Below are 16,687 nucleotides of genomic sequence, written 5' to 3' on the forward strand. Positions count from 1 at the left end.
AAAGTTTTTAATAAACTAAAATACGAACGTTTATAGGCGGTTTATTAATTAACGTTCGAATTTACCTTGACTTGTCTTTTTTCTATTTGTTAAGATGAAACTAGATCATGATGGAAAAATAAGAAAAAAATCAAGTTTGAAATAAAGTGGAGGGTAAAATATGATCGACCGGTACACAAGACCAGAAATGGGTGCGATTTGGACAGAGGAAAACAAGTTTCATGCCTGGCTTGAAGTAGAGATTTTAGCATGTGAGGCATGGGCGGAATTAGGAGAAATTCCGAAAGAGGATGTTCAAAAAATCCGTGAAAAAGCGACATTCTCTGTTAATCGGATTAAAGAAATTGAAGAAGAAACACGACATGATGTGGTTGCTTTTACAAGAACTGTTTCAGAAAGTCTTGGTGAGGAAAAGAAATGGGTGCACTACGGCCTTACGTCAACAGATGTCGTTGATACGGCACTATCTTATTTATTAAAACAAGCCAATACCATTTTGATAAAAGATATCGAAAACTTCATAGCGATTTTGAAACATAAGGCACAGGAACATAAGTATACTGTGATGATGGGACGGACCCACGGTGTTCACGCGGAACCGACCACTTTCGGACTGAAGTTGGCACTTTGGTATGAAGAAATGAAACGGAACCTTGAACGTTTCAAACAAGCCGCCCAAGGTGTCGAATTCGGGAAAATTTCCGGTGCAGTTGGTACATATGCAAATATTGATCCGTTTGTAGAAAAATATGTATGTGAAAAACTTGGCCTTACTCCTGCGCCAATTTCAACACAAACCTTACAGCGGGACCGCCATGCTTATTATTTGGCTACCCTTGCTCTTATTGCTACATCCATTGAAAAATTTGCCACAGAAATCCGAGGCTTACAAAAAAGTGAAGTAAGAGAGGTTGAGGAATTTTTTGCGAAAGGTCAAAAAGGTTCTTCCGCTATGCCGCATAAACGGAATCCAATCGGCTCGGAAAATATGACCGGAATGGCGAGGGTGATTCGCGGATATATGCTTACGGCTTACGAAAATGTATCCCTTTGGCATGAACGGGATATTTCTCATTCATCGGCTGAACGGATTATCTTGCCGGATGCGACGATCGCTTTAAATTATATGTTGAATCGTTTCTCCAATATTGTGAAAAACTTGACGGTTTTCCCGGAAAATATGAAACGAAACATGGACCGGACATTAGGGTTAATCTACTCGCAACGGGTGCTTCTCTCATTGATTGAAAAAGGTTGGGTCCGCGAAACCGCTTATGACACGGTTCAACCGCTGGCTATGAAAGCATGGGAACAACAAGTTCCTTTTCGCTCCTTAGTTGAAAGTAACGAAAAAATTATGGCGACCCTTTCAAAAGAAGAGTTGGCTGACTGTTTCGATTACCATTACCATTTAAAACATGTGGACACCATATTTGAACGTCTGGGGTTATAAAATTTTTAAAGAGAACTCGGGTACTCGAGTTCTCTTTAAACTGTAAAAGATGGGATTTTTGCTAACTTTGGCTATTTTCCTGTTCATGATGGTGACTGCCTTGTTGGTGCTGATTATTATTTGTTCCGTTTGATGATTGTTCTTTTTGTTTCGGGACAAACATATCCATCATTTGTTTTAAGTCCGATTTATTTTGGGACTCATTTCCGTTTTTATTTGAATCGCTATCTGAACCATTCATTTGATTCATTTGATTTTGAATAACATCTGTCATCGGGCAATATTTAACAATCCCTTCCCCAACTTTCATGGCAGCAAGAAAAGCAATCAACAAATAGGAATTTCTCCAGGGTCTTTTTACAAGTTTGGCGGTTGCCCAAGAAAGCATCGTCAACCCCACAGTGATTCGAATCAATGCATTCATAATACCGATATTTTGCTTTACGTTCATTCTATTTTCCTCCGTTAACAAAATGTTAATGTTTTCTTTAATGCATGAACTGATAAATCGTGATATAATACTGTTACATTTAAATTTTTTTTGAATAGAAAAATACAAGATAAAAACAATGAATAAAAGGTGGATAAAATGGTTGAATCAAAATATAGATGGAGAAACCGGGAACTTAGAGAACATGTAGAAGTACTTGACGGGAAAAGGTCTCCCACAAAAGTTTTCTTTAATGCAACCTATTTACATGGAATACTTAAGCAATGGATGACAGGCAATATATGGATTTATCAAGATCGAATTGTTTATGTAGGTGAACGGGAACCTGATTTTATAGATAGTAAATGCGAACAAGTTGATTGTAAACATTATTTTCTTGTTCCGGGATATATTGAGCCGCATGTTCATCCGTTTCAATTATATAATCCCCTATCTTTTGCACAGTATGCATTAAAATTTGGAACGAGCGTTTTAATCAATGATAACTTACCGCTTATATTATTATTAAATAAAAAGAAAGCGTTTTCTTTTATAGAAGCTCTTCAAACTGTTCCGTCAACCTTATATTGGTGGGCACGGTATGACAGTCAATCAGAATTAATCGATGAAGAACGAATATTTTCCAATGCATTAGTAAAAAATTGGATCAATCATGAATTCGTTATTCAAGGCGGGGAATTAACCGGTTGGCCGAAATTATTGGCCGGAGATGATCTGACGCTTCATTGGATTCAAGAAACGAAGCGGTTAAATAAGAAAGTGGAAGGACATTTTCCTGGTGCCTCAGAAAAAACATTAGCCAAACTGAAACTGCTTGGAGCTGATTCTGACCATGAGGCTATGACCGGGGAAGAAGTGATGAGGCGGTTGCTTCAAGGTTATATGGTGACATTAAGGTACTCATCGATTCGTCCGGATTTACCGAATCTACTCGATGATCTTAACCGAATGGGGATCCAAAATTACGATCATTTTATGTTAACAACAGATGGTTCACCTCCGTCCTTTTATGAACAAGGTGTGATAGACTGTTTAATTAAAATCGCTATCGAAAAAGGAGTTCCACCAATCGACGCTTATTTAATGGCAACCTATAATCCGGCAAAATATTATCAGTTTGATCACTTACACGGGTTAATTGCTACCGGTCGCACAGCAGATATTAATTTTCTTGAAAAAATAGATCAACCAACACCTGTATCGGTATTAGCAAAGGGAGTCTGGGTGAAAAGAGATAGCAAACCGGTTGAAAATGAACAAAATATTTCCCTTGATCATTTTGGTTTTCAGCCGTTACAAATTGATTGGGATTTAACCATGACAGATTTACAGTTTTCCATGCCATTTGGTATCCAACTGGAAAATTCAGTTATTACAAAACCATATTCAATATCGATTGATGTCGATCGGGACGAAATTGACGATCCGCAAGATGAATGCTTTTTTATGACTGTTGATGAGAAAGGAACGCAAAGGATTAATACATTATTGAAAGGATTTGCGCGTATAGGTGGGTTAGCCTCTTCTTTTACTTATACGGGTGATATTCTTCTTATTGGAAAAAATAAACAAGACATGTTAATAGCGTTTAACAGAATGAAAGAAATTGGCGGTGGAATCGTTGTTGTCGAAAAGGGAGAAATCATTTATGAATTGGATTTACCATTATCGGGCATCTCCAGTCGACTTTCTTTTGAACGTTTAATTATAAAAGAAAAAGAGTTTAAAAAAATAATGAAGGAAAAAGGGTACCAATTTGATGATCCTATTTATACGCTACTCTTTTTCACATCTACGCATTTACCTTATATTCGTATGACGCCAAAAGGAGTTTATGATGTCATGCAAAAAAAAGTTTTGTTTCCTTCTATATTGCGTTAAAATAATAAAGGGATACACTAATTACAACTTAAAGGGGTTAGACCGAGTGAAAAAACGAGTAAATTGGTTACTATTCATTGTCGCATTATTTTTATTAATGAGTTGCAGCAAAAATGAAGTCCCGTCAAGTAAACAAACGGACACCAAAGATTTGGAAAAAACTGAAACGAAAGAAGAGGAAAGTAAATATACGTACCCGCTAACGGGCTTACCAACTGATAAGAAACCTGAAAACCGTGCTGTCACGGTTATGGTCAATAATCATCCGGAAGGCCGCCCGCAATCGGGGTTAACGAAAGCGGATCTTGTTTTTGAGATACTGGCTGAGGGTGGAGTTACCCGGTTTCTCGCTGTGTTTCAAAGTGAGAAACCGGAAATGATTGGTCCGGTTAGGAGTGCGAGGCCTTATTATGTAGAGGTGGCAAAAGGGTTAGATGCACTTTATGTTCATCATGGTTGGAGTGAAAAAGCGCAAAAAATGCTGGAGAGCGGCTATGTTGATTCATTAAACGGACTTTTTTATGATGGAACTTTATTTGAGCGATCATCGAAACGGAAAGCACCGCATAATTCTTATATAACTTACGACCATATTGAAGAAGGTGCAGAGGAAGAAAATTTTTCCATGGTTGGGGCACCGGAACCGTATGTATTTTTAAAAGAGGATGAAGAAGTGGGAGGAACGGAGCAGTCCTCGGCAAAGATCTCCTATTCTACAAAAACATTTGAAGTCCGTTATGAATATGACCCGGCATCAAGTACGTACAAACGTTTTTCTGCCGGCGTCCAAACCGTTGACAATGAAACCGGCGATCCGGTCCTTTTAAATAATATATTCATTGTTGAAACAAATCACCGGACAATTGACAGCTATGGGTTACTGGATATTGATTTAACTTCCGGCGGCCGTGCATTTCTTTTACAAAAAGGGAAATTACAAGAGATCCAATGGGAAAATCAAGATGGGAGAATTGTCCCTTATTTGAATGGAAAAGAAGTGCCCCTTGTGCCGGGTAAAACATGGATTAATATTGTCCCTGATTTAGATAAAATGGTTCAGTTTTAGGTACTATCCCACTCTTAAAGCCTCTACCAAATTTTTATCCAACGAGGAAGGTTGGTGGGAGGCTTGCCGGAAGCGTCAGATTTGTTCTACTATCAAATTTGTGGGAAATATAGATTTCTTCCATTTTTCTATTAGCAAGGAAGAAGGTTATTTTGTAGGAGGAGGCATGATTTGTGCAGATAGATAAATTACGAGGAAAGGCGTTGGATCAATTATTCGATGCGATTTTAACATTGAAAAACAAAGAGGAATGCTATCGATTTTTCGATGATTTGTGCACCATTAATGAAATCCAATCCTTATCTCAGCGGTTAGAAGTTGCAAGACTTTTACAAGAAGGCAGTAAATACCATGAAATTGAAAAAGAAACAGGTGCTTCCACTGCAACGATATCTCGCGTCAAGCGTTGTTTAAATTACGGAAACGATGCGTATAAGATGGTTCTGGATCGCTTGGCTGATAAACAAAATAATAATGAGCGGGAAGAAGAAAAAGGGACTGGTTTGTAAGTCCCTTTTTCTATGGCACTGATTCCTTCTTGGTTTTAATAAGAAGATTTCATTATTTTTTATATAGCAAAGGAATGGTATAATGTTGGAATGGAGCGAATAATGGAGGAAAATCATATGTACGATTTACGGACTTGGAGACATGTATTTAAACTTGATCCGAATAAAGAAATTGATGATCTGTCATTAGAGAAAATTTGCGAATCAGGTACGGATTGTATTATGATCGGTGGCACGGACGGGGTAACGCTGGAAAATGTTCTTAACTTAATGGCGAGAGTTCGGCGTTATCCTGTACCATGTGCGTTGGAAATTTCCAATATTGACTCGATTTCCCCCGGATTTGATTTATACTTTATTCCAACGGTGCTAAACAGCCAAGATCCGAATTGGATTATCGGACATCATCATCAGGCTATTAAAGAATACGGGCATTTCATCGATTGGAAGGAAATGGTCGTTGAAGGCTATTGTATTTTAAATGAAAATAGTAAAGTAGCGAAATTAACCGGTGCGAAAACGGATTTGAGTTTGGATGACATTGAAGCGTATGCAGTAATGGCGGAAAAAATGTTGCGCTTACCCGTGTTTTATCTGGAGTATAGCGGAACTTACGGAGATCCGGAAGTCGTTCAATGTGTAAAAGAACAGTTGGAAGAATCGGTCCTTTTCTATGGCGGTGGAATAACAACTGCTGAACTTGCCCGGGAAGTGATCACGCATGCAGATGTAATTGTGGTAGGAAATGTGATTTATGATAATTTACAGGAAGCGTTGAAAACCGTCAAAGCGGCAAAAGAATTGTAATACAAGTTGCATTCCAGTACGATTTCTTGTAAAATAAGAACAAATATTCGGATTTGAAAAGGGTGATTGTTGTGCAATATTTAAAGGATCGTCTTCTTGCAGGATTAAATAAGGAGCAGCAACAGGCGGTCAAGACCACGGAAGGTCCGCTCCTCATTATGGCCGGGGCAGGCAGTGGAAAAACAAGAGTACTAACGCACCGAATCGCTTATATTTTATTGGAAAAAGGAGTCAATCCTTATAATATATTAGCGATTACCTTTACGAATAAAGCGGCTCGGGAAATGAAAGAGCGGATTAACGGAATTCTTGGCGGTGCCGCAGATGAAATTTGGATTTCCACTTTCCACTCGATGTGTGTCCGGATTTTACGAAGAGATATTGACCGGATTGGTATTAACCGGAATTTTACCATTTTAGATACGACGGATCAGCTATCGGTCATAAAGGGAATTTTAAAAGATAAAAATATTGATTCGAAAAAATTTGACCCGCGGGGCATTTTAAGTGCCATCAGCAGTGCGAAAAACGAGTTGATTGATGCGAAACAATATGGAAAATATACAGGCAATTATTTTGAAAATATCGTAAGCGACGTCTTTGAACAATATGAAAAACGGCTTCTCAAAAATCATTCCCTCGATTTTGATGACTTGATCATGAAAACAATTCAATTATTCAAACGGGTTCCTGAGGTTTTAGAGTACTATCAAAGGAAATTTCAATACATTCATGTGGACGAATATCAAGATACGAATAAGGCGCAATATCAACTTGTGCACTTATTGGCAGCGAAATTTCAAAATCTTTGTGTGGTCGGTGATTCGGATCAGTCGATATACGGATGGAGAGGTGCCGATATTGCCAATATTCTTTCGTTTGAAAAGGACTATCCGAATGCAAAAGTGATCCTACTTGAACAAAATTATCGGTCAACGAAAAATATTTTACAAGTGGCTAATCATGTTATCTCAAATAATGTGAAAAGAAAACCGAAAAATCTTTGGACAGATAATGAAAAAGGGGAAAAAATCCAATATTATCGAGCTGACACAGAACAAGGAGAAGCATTGTTTGTCACCGGTAAAATAAAAGAACTGGTTGAAACGAAACAAAGAAAGTTTAGTGATTTTGCCATTCTATATCGGACAAATGCACAATCGCGGGCAATGGAAGAAATGTTGGTGAAGGCGAATATTCCTTATACGATTGTTGGCGGGACAAAATTCTATGACCGGAAAGAAATTAAGGATTTACTCGCTTATTTACGTCTTGTTGCAAACTTGGATGATGATATTAGTTTTGTTCGTATCATTAACGTGCCAAAGCGCGGGATTGGAGCTACTTCCCTTGATCGCATCGCGCAATATGCCCTTCAAAACGAGATGTCTATGTTTCGTGCATTAGGAGAAGTGGAACGGATCGGCTTATCGGCAAAAGCTATGAAAGCCTGCCGTGAATTTTATCAAATGCTCTCCGGATTGAATCAGATGCAAGAATATTTGTCCGTGATGGAGTTAACCGAAGAAATCATTAAACGAACAGAATATCGGGAAATGTTACAGGCTGAAAAAACATTAGAAGCAGAAAGCCGCCTCGAAAACATCGATGAATTTCTGTCAGTGACGAAAAATTTTGAGGAATCCAGTGAAGACCAAACACTGATTGCTTTTTTAACTGATTTAGCCTTAGTAGCTGATATCGATCAACTGGATAAAGAAGAAAATGTAAAAGATGCTGTCGTACTAATGACACTGCACTCAGCAAAGGGACTTGAATTTCCCGTTGTTTTCCTAATCGGTTTAGAAGAAGGAGTTTTTCCACATTCACGAAGTCTCATGGAAGAAAATGATATGGAAGAAGAAAGACGTCTCATGTATGTCGGAATTACCCGGGCAGAGGAAGAATTATATATTACAAATGCCCAAATCCGAACGCTTTACGGTCATACTAATATAAATCCCGCTTCCAGATTCATTGAAGAAATTCCCGATGAATTTATCGATAGGTTAAATGAACAGAAACGAAATGTTCATGTTCGTGATCAGCATCAGGTTCGTCCGGTATTTCGACCTGCGCAATCAACCACAGGCGGTGAAGATATTCGCTGGAGAGCGGGTGACAAGGCGATTCATAAAAAATGGGGCGTCGGTACGGTTGTTAGTGTGAAAGGCGAGGGGGATCATATGGAATTGGATATTGCCTTTCCAATACCAGTCGGCATAAAGCGTCTGTTAGCCAAATTTGCCCCTATTGAAAAACAAAAATAATGTGATTTTTTCACAAAAAATATAAAAAAGATTTATGGATCATTTAAAATAACAAATAAAACCCAAAAGCTCTTTCAGGAAATCGCGCTTTGCTTAATCAGTACATTACATACAAAGGTGGAGGGTTGTCTATGCGTTTAGAAGATGCCAAAAAAAGGGTAGATGAATTGCATAAGTTATTGAACCAATATGGATATGAATATTACGTATTGGATAAGCCATCTGTTCCTGACAGTGAATATGATAAACGAATGCAAGAATTAATTGCTCTGGAAACGGAATTCCCCCAATTAAAGACACCGAACTCTCCAACGCAGCGGGTAGGCGGTGAAGTGTTGGAAGGTTTTCAAAAAGTAAGACACCGAATTCCGATGCTTAGTCTTGCCAATGCTTTTAATGAGGGTGATCTTCGCGATTTTGACCGCAGAGTGAGACAAACGGTAGGAGACATTGCTTATGTTTGCGAATTGAAAATTGATGGGCTAGCGGTTTCCCTTCGATATGAAAACGGTGTGTTCGTCCAAGGTTCTACCCGTGGTGATGGAACAGTCGGAGAAGATATTACAGCTAATCTACGAACCGTCCGCTCGATTCCTTTACAGTTAACCGAGAAGGTAACGATTGAAGTTCGTGGGGAAGTATTTATGCCGAAAAAATCTTTTGCTAAACTGAATAAGGAGCGGGAAGAAAACGGAGAAATCTTGTTTGCCAATCCAAGGAATGCAGCGGCCGGTTCCTTGAGACAGCTGGATCCGAAAATTGCAGCTTCCAGGAATCTCGATGTGTTTCTCTATGCCATCGGTGAGAATCATTTAGAATTAATCGAAAGACATAGTGAAGGATTAAATTATTTGGACCGGCTCGGTTTAAAAACAAATCAGGAAAGAAGACTTTGTTCGACGATTGATGACGTCTTGGAATATATTAAGGAATGGCAAGAAAAGCGACCTGATTTGCCTTATGAAATTGACGGGATTGTGGTCAAAGTCGACCGTTATGACCAGCAGGAAAAGCTTGGAACGACGGTGAAAAGTCCACGCTGGGCGATTGCTTATAAATTCCCGGCAGAAGAAGTCATGACCAAATTAATTGGTATTGATCTCAGTGTCGGTCGGACCGGTGTCGTGACGCCAACAGGAATACTGGAACCGGTACGCGTTGCCGGAACAACGGTACAGCGGGCATCCTTGCATAATGAAGACTTGATTAAAGAGAAAGATATTCGAATTGGTGATTATGTTATCGTTAAAAAGGCGGGCGACATCATCCCGGAAGTCGTGCGGTCTGTTCCTGAAAAACGAACCGGTAAAGAAAATCCTTTTGCGATGCCAACTCATTGCCCTGCTTGCGGAAGTGAACTGGTCCGTTTGGAAGGGGAAGTAGCTTTGCGTTGCATAAACCCGAAATGCCCGGCACAAATTCGTGAAGGTTTGATTCATTTTGTCTCAAGAAATGCCATGAATATCGATGGCTTGGGTGAAAAAGTAATTACCCAATTGTTCCAAGAAAATTTAGTCGCAGATGTAGCTGATATTTATAAATTAACCAAAGAGCAATTGATTCAACTGGAAAGAATGGGTGAAAAATCCGTTCAAAATTTATTAACTGCCATTGAAGCCTCAAAAGAAAATTCATTAGAACGGTTATTATTCGGTCTTGGCATTCGTCATGTCGGTGCAAAAGCAGCCAAAATTTTAGCACAAACATATGAACACATCGATCGGCTTATGGAGGCAAAAGAAGAAGAATTACAAGCAATTACTGATATTGGGGAAAAAATGGCAAATTCGATTGTTACTTATTTTCAGGCTCCGGAAGTAAAAGAATTAATTGATGAATTGAAATCCCTGGGTGTGAATGTCACTTATAAAGGGGAAAGACCGGAAAATATCGCGGATATAGAATCTCCTGTAGTCGGGAAAACGATCGTTTTAACAGGAAAGTTAACGAATTTGTCCAGAAATGAAGCAAAGGAAAGACTAGAACAATTAGGGGCAACTGTAACCGGAAGTGTCAGTAAAAAGACCGATATTGTTATCGCCGGGGCTGATGCCGGATCAAAATTGGAAAAAGCACAAAGTCTCGACATTGAAATATGGAGCGAAGAACAGTTCCTTGAAATATTAAACGAAAATGAACAGTAGTCTTTTTTTAAAGAGGTGTCCAAAAAATGAGGAAATACATGATTTTATCCTTCCTTCTCGTTTTTGTTTTATCCGGTTGTCTGCCAAATGTTGATGATCAGGATGAAGTAGTTAAAAAAAATAATAAAACAGAGGAGAAAGCGATTATCCCAAAATATCAAATATCTGAATCTTATTATCGGACGTTGACGCCATTCAAACCTTCCAGTGTACGCGGGATGGTTGTCAGCAATTTAAATAATCGTTTTGACAGCGATGAATTTGAAGAAGGATTATTACGAATATCTCAACGGAATTTTCCTACTGACACCTATATTTTTCAAGAAGGCCAATATATTAATAAAAAGACGATCACCGGTTGGCTGAGAAGGAAAATGACAAGTGGACAATTACAAGAAAAAGGTTTAAAGGAAAATGAAAACATCGGTCTAAATCCATTATTAGAAAATGAAGCTGACCAAGAAAAAAATCCAATTTACTTAGCTCATATTCTTGAACACGATTATTTAGTTAAGTCAGAAGGTGATACGGTAAAACTGGGCGGTGTGTCCATTGGGTTGGCATTAAACTCTGTCTATTATTACAAATTGGATGGGGCAGAGAAAAAAGTTGAGATCCCCAATAATGTCATTGAAAGCGAAGGAAAGCGAATCGCTGAGGAATTGATTGGTCAGTTAAGAAAGATCAAAGGTTTAGAGTCTGTTCCGATTACAATCGGGTTATTTAAACAACAAGATAAAACATCCATTGTCCCCGGAAACTACTTTGCTTATGGAACGGCGGAAAGTGGAACATCATTGGAATGGAATAAGGTAGAAGAGGAATATGTGCTTTTCCCTTCAACTGAAGCAACGGAAAAACATCGTGACGATGCCCAACAGTTTGATACGTTTAAAAATAATGTCGGTCAGTATTTTTCCAACTATAACGGGATTGTCGGCAGGGCTCTATATATTAATAATGAATTAAATAAAATATCCATTGATGTAACCATGCAATTTTATGGAAAAACGGAAGTCATCGGTTTTTCACAATATATTGCAAGCTTAATTGTTGAGAGCTTTCCGAAATATGCAACGACGGAAGTAAATGTCAATTCAGTAACCAATCAAGAAGCATTAATTTTAAAAGAACCGGATATGGATGAGCCGTTTGTTCATATTTATTAAAATATCATTGAATACCAATATTCGATGCTGAATAGAAGGCTCGAAAATTTCCCCAAGAATGTTCATTTTCCTGCATTCTTGGGTTTTATTATTTTGAGACATTGTCCGGACAGCTCTTTTTGTTTCATGAAAAAAGGGTATCAAAAAAGGTCGCCCTTCTTTATACACCCCGATCTCTTATTTTACAACAGAATGGTTAATGGCGCGATTGCCGATATCTTTTCGATAGAAGCAATTCTCCCAGTTCAGTTTTTCCAATTCCTTATAAACATTTGATTGAGCATCAGCTAACGTTTTTCCTCTAGCCGCTGCCAACAGGAGACGGCCTCCGTTGGCAAGCAGTTCTCCTTTATCATTTTTTACTGTACCGGCATGGAAGAGGAGGACATTTTGATCAATGGACTCACATGCAGGAAGAACAAAACCTTTTTGATAGGATTCCGGATAACCATTTGCTGCGATCACAACACCGAGTACTGCTTCATCATCCCATTCAATGATTGGTGTCTCGCCATTTAATAATTGCAAAATTACTTCCACAAGATCGGATTCCATTCGCGGCAAAACGACTTGGGTTTCCGGATCGCCAAAACGGGCATTGAATTCAATAACCTTGGGGCCGGAAGCGGTATGGATTAATCCGGCATAAAGGATTCCTGTAAAACTTCTATTTTCCAAAACTAATGCTTCCGTAACCGGCTTTAAAATCGTTTCATAAGCTTGATGAATCGTGTCTTGACTGATAAAAGGGACGGGTGAATATGCGCCCATTCCGCCGGTGTTCGGTCCTTGATCCCCGTCAAAAGCCCGTTTATGGTCTTGGGCAATTTCCAAAGGGACGAGATTTGTTCCGTTGACAAAGGCCATGAACGAAAATTCTTCCCCTTCCAAAAACTCCTCAACGACGACTTTTGCAGAAGAGGAACCAAATTTATTTTGTAATAAAAATTCTTCCAGTGTGGAAACAGCTTCTTCTATTGTATTAGCAACGACAACCCCTTTTCCGGCGGCTAAACCGTCAGCTTTAATAACGATAGGCGCTCCTTTTTCCAAAACATAGTCTTTTGCTTGATCAAATTCAGTGAAAACTTCATATTCTGCAGTAGGGATTTGGTACTTTTTCATCAAGGATTTGGCAAATGATTTACTGCCTTCAATTTCTGCTGCTTCTTTGTTGGGTCCAAAAACTAAGAGTGATTCAGCGCGGAATCGATTCGCCAACCCTTCTAAAAGCGGTACTTCCGGTCCTATGATTGTTAAGCCGATATCGTTTTGTTTGGCAAACTCGACTAATTGATCTTGTTCATGTTCGTTAATCTCAATACATGTGGCACAATCACTCATCCCGGCATTTCCCGGTGCCGCGAAAACTTGTTCAACCAAGGGACTTTCACTGACTTTTCGGCAAATGGCATGTTCACGACCGCCTCTGCCAATAACTAGAACATTCATTTGTCAACCTCCAAATATGGTTCAGATTCAGAATGATAAAGGAACGAAAGATTAATGTTTAAAATGACGGATACCGGTAAATACCATCGCGATTCCGTACTCATCCGCCTTTTTGATGGAGTCGGCGTCCTTCACCGATCCCCCCGGTTGAATAATCGCTGTAATCCCTGCTTGACCGGCTGCTTCTACTGTATCATCCATCGGGAAAAAGGCATCGGAAGCTAAGACGGCTCCTTGTGCTTTCTTTCCTGCCTGGTCAAGGGCAATTTTGGCAGCACCGACGCGATTCATTTGACCGGCGCCAACACCGAGCGTTGAATCTTTAGAAGTGACGACGATGGCATTCGACTTCACATGTTTAACCACTTTCCAGCCAAGTTTTAATGCTTCCCATTCTTCCTCGGTTGGTTTACGTTTTGTTGGAATTGTAATCGTAGCCTCGTCCAAGCCGGCCCGGTCATAATCTTGAACAAGCAAACCGCCTTCAATGGATGTAAGCCTGAATTCATTTTTATTTTCTTTTGTAAAAGGTACGGTTAACAGGCGAATATTCTTTTTCGTTGTTAAGATGTTTAATGCTTCTTTACTAAATGAAGGAGCAATAATGATTTCCAGGAAAATTTCATGAAGTTTCTTGGCCGTTTGTTCATCGACTTCCCGGTTTAAGGCGACTATACCGCCAAAAATGGAAACCGGATCGGCTTCAAATGCTTTTGCATAAGCGTCAAATATCGTTTTACCAATCCCGACACCGCACGGATTCATATGTTTAACGGCAACCGCAGCCGGCTCGTTAAATTCCTCAACAATGGATAAGGCACTGGCGGCATCATTAATATTATTGTAAGAAAGTTCTTTCCCGTGTAACTGTGACGCATTGGCAATGGAAAAACTGGATCCAAGTGGTTTTTTATAAAAAGCTGCATGTTGATGAGGATTTTCCCCATATCGTAACGATTGTTGTAGTTCGTATGTAACTGTTAATTTTTCAGGGAACACTTCCCCGGTTAAATTGGTCATATATTCGGCAATCAAGGCATCGTAACCGGCTGTATGACGGAATACTTTTGCCGCAAGTCTTCTGCGTGTTGATATTTGTGTTTCACCGTTCTTTTTTAATTCATCAAGGACAACAGTGTAATCGGTCGGATCAACAACAACCGTTACATGTTGATGGTTTTTTGCCGCTGACCGTAACATCGATGGACCGCCAATATCAATATTTTCAATTGCTTCTTCAACCGAAACATTTGGTTTGGAAATGGTCTCTTTAAATGGATATAAGTTTACGCAAACAAGGTGGATTGGTGAAATCCCATGTTCTTCAATTTGGTTAACATGTTCCGCTTCGTCCAATTTGGCCAGCAATCCGCCATGAATCGCCGGGTGTAAAGTTTTTACACGACCGTCAAGAATTTCCGGAAAGCCGGTGATGTCACTAATTCCGATTACAGGAATACCGGCTTCTATTAAAGCGTTGCTCGTTCCCCCGGTTGAAATGATTTCAAAGCCGAGTTCAACAAGTTCTTTTGCAAAATCGACGATACCAGTTTTGTCGGATACAGAGATGAGTGCACGTTTTTTTGACATATTATTTAGCCTCCAATTGTGTTCTTGTAGAAAAGGATGATGAAAAGTTTAACAGTTTTTGTAAAGTAGCCGGGTATAATTGATGTTCAACGGCCTGAATCTTAACTTGTAATGACTCCCTTGTTTCATCAACGGAAATGGGAACCGCTTGTTGGACGATTATTTTTCCGGTATCCATTCCTTCATCGACATAATGGATTGTTACACCGGTTTGTTTTACACCTGCTTGTAAACTTTGTCCGATCGCATCCAGTCCGGGAAAAGCCGGCAACAGGGAAGGATGTATATTAACGATTTTTCCTTCGTAATGCTTTAAGATTGTTGGACCAATGAGTCGCATGTAACCGGCCAATGCAATAAATTCAATGTTCATTTCGACGAGTTTTGCTAGAATGATTGTTTCATATGCAGCTTTATGTTGATATTGTTTCGGATTAAATAAAAATACGGGAATATGTTCCGCTTCTGCTCTTTCAATTACATAAGCACCCGGCCGGTCACAAACGAGAAGCGCAATATTTGCCTGAAGCGTTCCTACTTTAACGGCATCAACCAATGCTTGGAAATTACTGCCGTTACCGGATGCAAAGATGGCAATATTTTTCATTGTCCGCCCTCATTTCTCAAAATTTGGATACCGGGCTTGTCAGTTACCGTTCCAATTAGAAATGGTTTTTCACCTAGGATTTTGAAATGGCTTAATAGTGCATCCGCTTCTTCAGGATGTACGGCAATGACCATGCCAATTCCCATGTTAAAGACATTATACATTTCAGCCCGGTCCAGTTTACCGATTGATTCCATGAGTGTAAATATTGGCGGGATTTCCCAGCTGCCTTCACGGATAATGCAACCGCAGCCGTCCGGGAGCATCCTCGGTATATTTTCAATAAAGCCACCACCGGTTATATGGGCCATTCCTTTCATATGGAATTTTTTTAATGCGGCTAAAATTGGTTTGACATAAATTCTTGTCGGTTTCAGTAATTCTTCGCCAAGTGTCGATTGTAATTCAGGGAACCAATCATTTAAGCTGAATTTCTTTTCTTCCAAAAACAATTTGCGAACGAGGGAATAGCCGTTGCTGTGAATACCGTTTGCTGCCAGACCGATAAGGACGTCGCCGCTTTTAATGGTGGAATCGGTGATAAGATTTGCTTTTTCAACGGCACCGACGGCAAAACCGGCAATATCATATTCACTTTCATCGTACAAACCGGGCATTTCAGCAGTTTCTCCGCCAATTAACGCACAGCCGGCAGCCACACAACCATCGGCCACTCCTTTTACAATGGCTTCAATTCGTTCAGGTATTGCTTTCCCACAGGCGATATAGTCTAGAAAGTAAAGCGGTTCGGCCCCTTGAACAACAATATCATTGACACACATCGCCACGGCATCAATTCCGATTGTATCGTGTTTATCAAGAAGAAACGCCAACTTCAATTTTGTTCCGACCCCGTCCGTTCCTGAAACTAAAATTGGTTCCTTCATGTTCAGGACGGACAGATCGAACATGGCTCCAAAACTGCCGATTGACCCGAGTAATCCCGAGCGGTTTGTCCTTGATACATGTTTTTTTATTCGCTTTAACGATTCATAGCCGGCTTCAATATCCACTCCGGCCGCTTTATAGGCTTTTACCATGAATGAAACCCCCGTTATTTTTTAGCTAATGGGAAAGTATAAATTTTTTCAATTTCTACTTTCCTAACGCATAAGTGCATAAGGAATGCTTTACTGGAATACATCGCAGCCGAAAAAATGTTATATTTTTTCGGTGACTAGAGATAGAGAAGCCTCGGTAGCATTACCTCGCAAGCGAAAACGTATTTTCGCTGACTACGGCTCTGCTCTCGCCTAAAGGCTCGGACGCCCGAGTTTTCTTTACCGGT

13 protein-coding genes are annotated in these 16,687 nt (G+C 39.6%); 8 read left to right on the forward strand and 5 right to left on the reverse strand.

Annotated elements, in window-relative coordinates; translation table 11 throughout:
- Positions 1–160 precede the first annotated feature (160 nt).
- Complete coding sequence (purB, locus tag BT1A1_RS02965; RefSeq protein WP_034767946.1) at positions 161–1,453, forward strand: adenylosuccinate lyase; 1,293 nt, start codon at positions 161–163, stop codon at positions 1,451–1,453.
- Positions 1,454–1,514: 61 nt separating this feature from the next.
- On the opposite strand, the gene BT1A1_RS18145 is transcribed toward purB, so the two are convergent.
- The gene (locus tag BT1A1_RS18145; RefSeq protein ID WP_081912251.1) at positions 1,515–1,904 is read right to left on the reverse strand and encodes a YgaP family membrane protein; all 390 of its coding nucleotides are present in this window, start codon (positions 1,902–1,904) and stop codon (positions 1,515–1,517) included.
- Between the two features lie 138 nt (positions 1,905–2,042).
- Between BT1A1_RS18145 and BT1A1_RS02975 the strand changes: the two genes are divergently transcribed.
- The 7 genes from BT1A1_RS02975 (at position 2,043) to BT1A1_RS03005 (ending at position 11,750) form a co-directional block, all read left to right on the forward strand.
- Positions 2,043–3,785 carry an adenine deaminase C-terminal domain-containing protein gene (locus tag BT1A1_RS02975; protein WP_034767948.1) on the forward strand — a complete coding sequence of 581 codons (1,743 nt, stop codon included), beginning with the start codon at positions 2,043–2,045 and terminating at the stop codon, positions 3,783–3,785.
- Positions 3,786–3,831: 46 nt separating this feature from the next.
- Positions 3,832–4,851 (forward strand): DUF3048 domain-containing protein, encoded by a 1,020-nt coding sequence (locus tag BT1A1_RS02980; RefSeq protein ID WP_034767950.1) that lies wholly within the window; start codon positions 3,832–3,834, stop codon positions 4,849–4,851.
- Between the two features lie 173 nt (positions 4,852–5,024).
- Positions 5,025–5,360, forward strand: a complete 336-nt coding sequence (locus BT1A1_RS02985) for a YerC/YecD family TrpR-related protein (protein ID WP_034767951.1) — start codon at positions 5,025–5,027, stop codon at positions 5,358–5,360.
- A 117-nt stretch (positions 5,361–5,477) separates the two neighbouring features.
- Positions 5,478–6,167, forward strand: a complete 690-nt coding sequence (locus tag BT1A1_RS02990; protein ID WP_034767953.1) for a heptaprenylglyceryl phosphate synthase — start codon at positions 5,478–5,480, stop codon at positions 6,165–6,167.
- Between the two features lie 71 nt (positions 6,168–6,238).
- On the forward strand, positions 6,239–8,437 hold the full coding sequence (pcrA, locus tag BT1A1_RS02995; protein WP_034767955.1) for a DNA helicase PcrA: 2,199 nt from the start codon (positions 6,239–6,241) through the stop codon (positions 8,435–8,437).
- Between the two features lie 131 nt (positions 8,438–8,568).
- Complete coding sequence (gene ligA, locus BT1A1_RS03000; RefSeq protein ID WP_034767958.1) at positions 8,569–10,581, forward strand: NAD-dependent DNA ligase LigA; 2,013 nt, start codon at positions 8,569–8,571, stop codon at positions 10,579–10,581.
- Positions 10,582–10,607: 26 nt separating this feature from the next.
- Positions 10,608–11,750 (forward strand): CamS family sex pheromone protein, encoded by a 1,143-nt coding sequence (locus tag BT1A1_RS03005; protein ID WP_034767960.1) that lies wholly within the window; start codon positions 10,608–10,610, stop codon positions 11,748–11,750.
- Between the two features lie 177 nt (positions 11,751–11,927).
- On the opposite strand, the gene purD is transcribed toward BT1A1_RS03005, so the two are convergent.
- The 4 genes from purD to purM are packed head-to-tail and all read right to left on the reverse strand — an operon-like array spanning position 11,928 to position 16,439.
- Entirely contained in the window at positions 11,928–13,202 is a 1,275-nt protein-coding gene (gene purD, locus BT1A1_RS03010) for a phosphoribosylamine--glycine ligase (protein WP_034767962.1), read from the reverse strand.
- 51 nt (positions 13,203–13,253) lie between these two features.
- On the reverse strand, positions 13,254–14,792 hold the full coding sequence (gene purH, locus BT1A1_RS03015) for a bifunctional phosphoribosylaminoimidazolecarboxamide formyltransferase/IMP cyclohydrolase (protein ID WP_034767965.1): 1,539 nt from the start codon (positions 14,790–14,792) through the stop codon (positions 13,254–13,256).
- Position 14,793: 1 nt separating this feature from the next.
- Positions 14,794–15,399, reverse strand: coding sequence for a phosphoribosylglycinamide formyltransferase (gene purN, locus BT1A1_RS03020; protein ID WP_051988978.1), 606 nt, complete (start codon positions 15,397–15,399; stop codon positions 14,794–14,796).
- Positions 15,396–16,439 carry a phosphoribosylformylglycinamidine cyclo-ligase gene (purM, locus tag BT1A1_RS03025; RefSeq protein WP_034767967.1) on the reverse strand — a complete coding sequence of 348 codons (1,044 nt, stop codon included), beginning with the start codon at positions 16,437–16,439 and terminating at the stop codon, positions 15,396–15,398. The genes purN and purM overlap by 4 nt, the downstream gene beginning before the upstream one ends.
- Positions 16,440–16,687: the final 248 nt, after the last annotated feature.

This window comes from Caldibacillus thermoamylovorans (genome assembly GCF_000751775.1).
Taxonomy (GTDB): Bacteria; Bacillota; Bacilli; order Bacillales; family Caldibacillaceae; genus Caldifermentibacillus; species Caldifermentibacillus hisashii.

Bases quoted from the DNA above. Each gene is read 5' to 3' on its own strand.
- purB (WP_034767946.1), top strand. From the start codon at position 161: ATGATCGACCGGTACACAAGACCAGAAATGGGTGCGATTTGGACAGAG.
- BT1A1_RS18145 (WP_081912251.1), bottom strand. From the start codon at position 1,904: ATGAACGTAAAGCAAAATATCGGTATTATGAATGCATTGATTCGAATC.
- BT1A1_RS02975 (WP_034767948.1), top strand. From the start codon at position 2,043: ATGGTTGAATCAAAATATAGATGGAGAAACCGGGAACTTAGAGAACAT.
- BT1A1_RS02990 (WP_034767953.1), top strand. From the start codon at position 5,478: ATGTACGATTTACGGACTTGGAGACATGTATTTAAACTTGATCCGAAT.
- ligA (WP_034767958.1), top strand. From the start codon at position 8,569: ATGCGTTTAGAAGATGCCAAAAAAAGGGTAGATGAATTGCATAAGTTA.
- BT1A1_RS03005 (WP_034767960.1), top strand. From the start codon at position 10,608: ATGAGGAAATACATGATTTTATCCTTCCTTCTCGTTTTTGTTTTATCC.
- purD (WP_034767962.1), bottom strand. From the start codon at position 13,202: ATGAATGTTCTAGTTATTGGCAGAGGCGGTCGTGAACATGCCATTTGC.
- purH (WP_034767965.1), bottom strand. From the start codon at position 14,792: ATGTCAAAAAAACGTGCACTCATCTCTGTATCCGACAAAACTGGTATC.
- purN (WP_051988978.1), bottom strand. From the start codon at position 15,399: ATGAAAAATATTGCCATCTTTGCATCCGGTAACGGCAGTAATTTCCAA.
- purM (WP_034767967.1), bottom strand. From the start codon at position 16,439: ATGGTAAAAGCCTATAAAGCGGCCGGAGTGGATATTGAAGCCGGCTAT.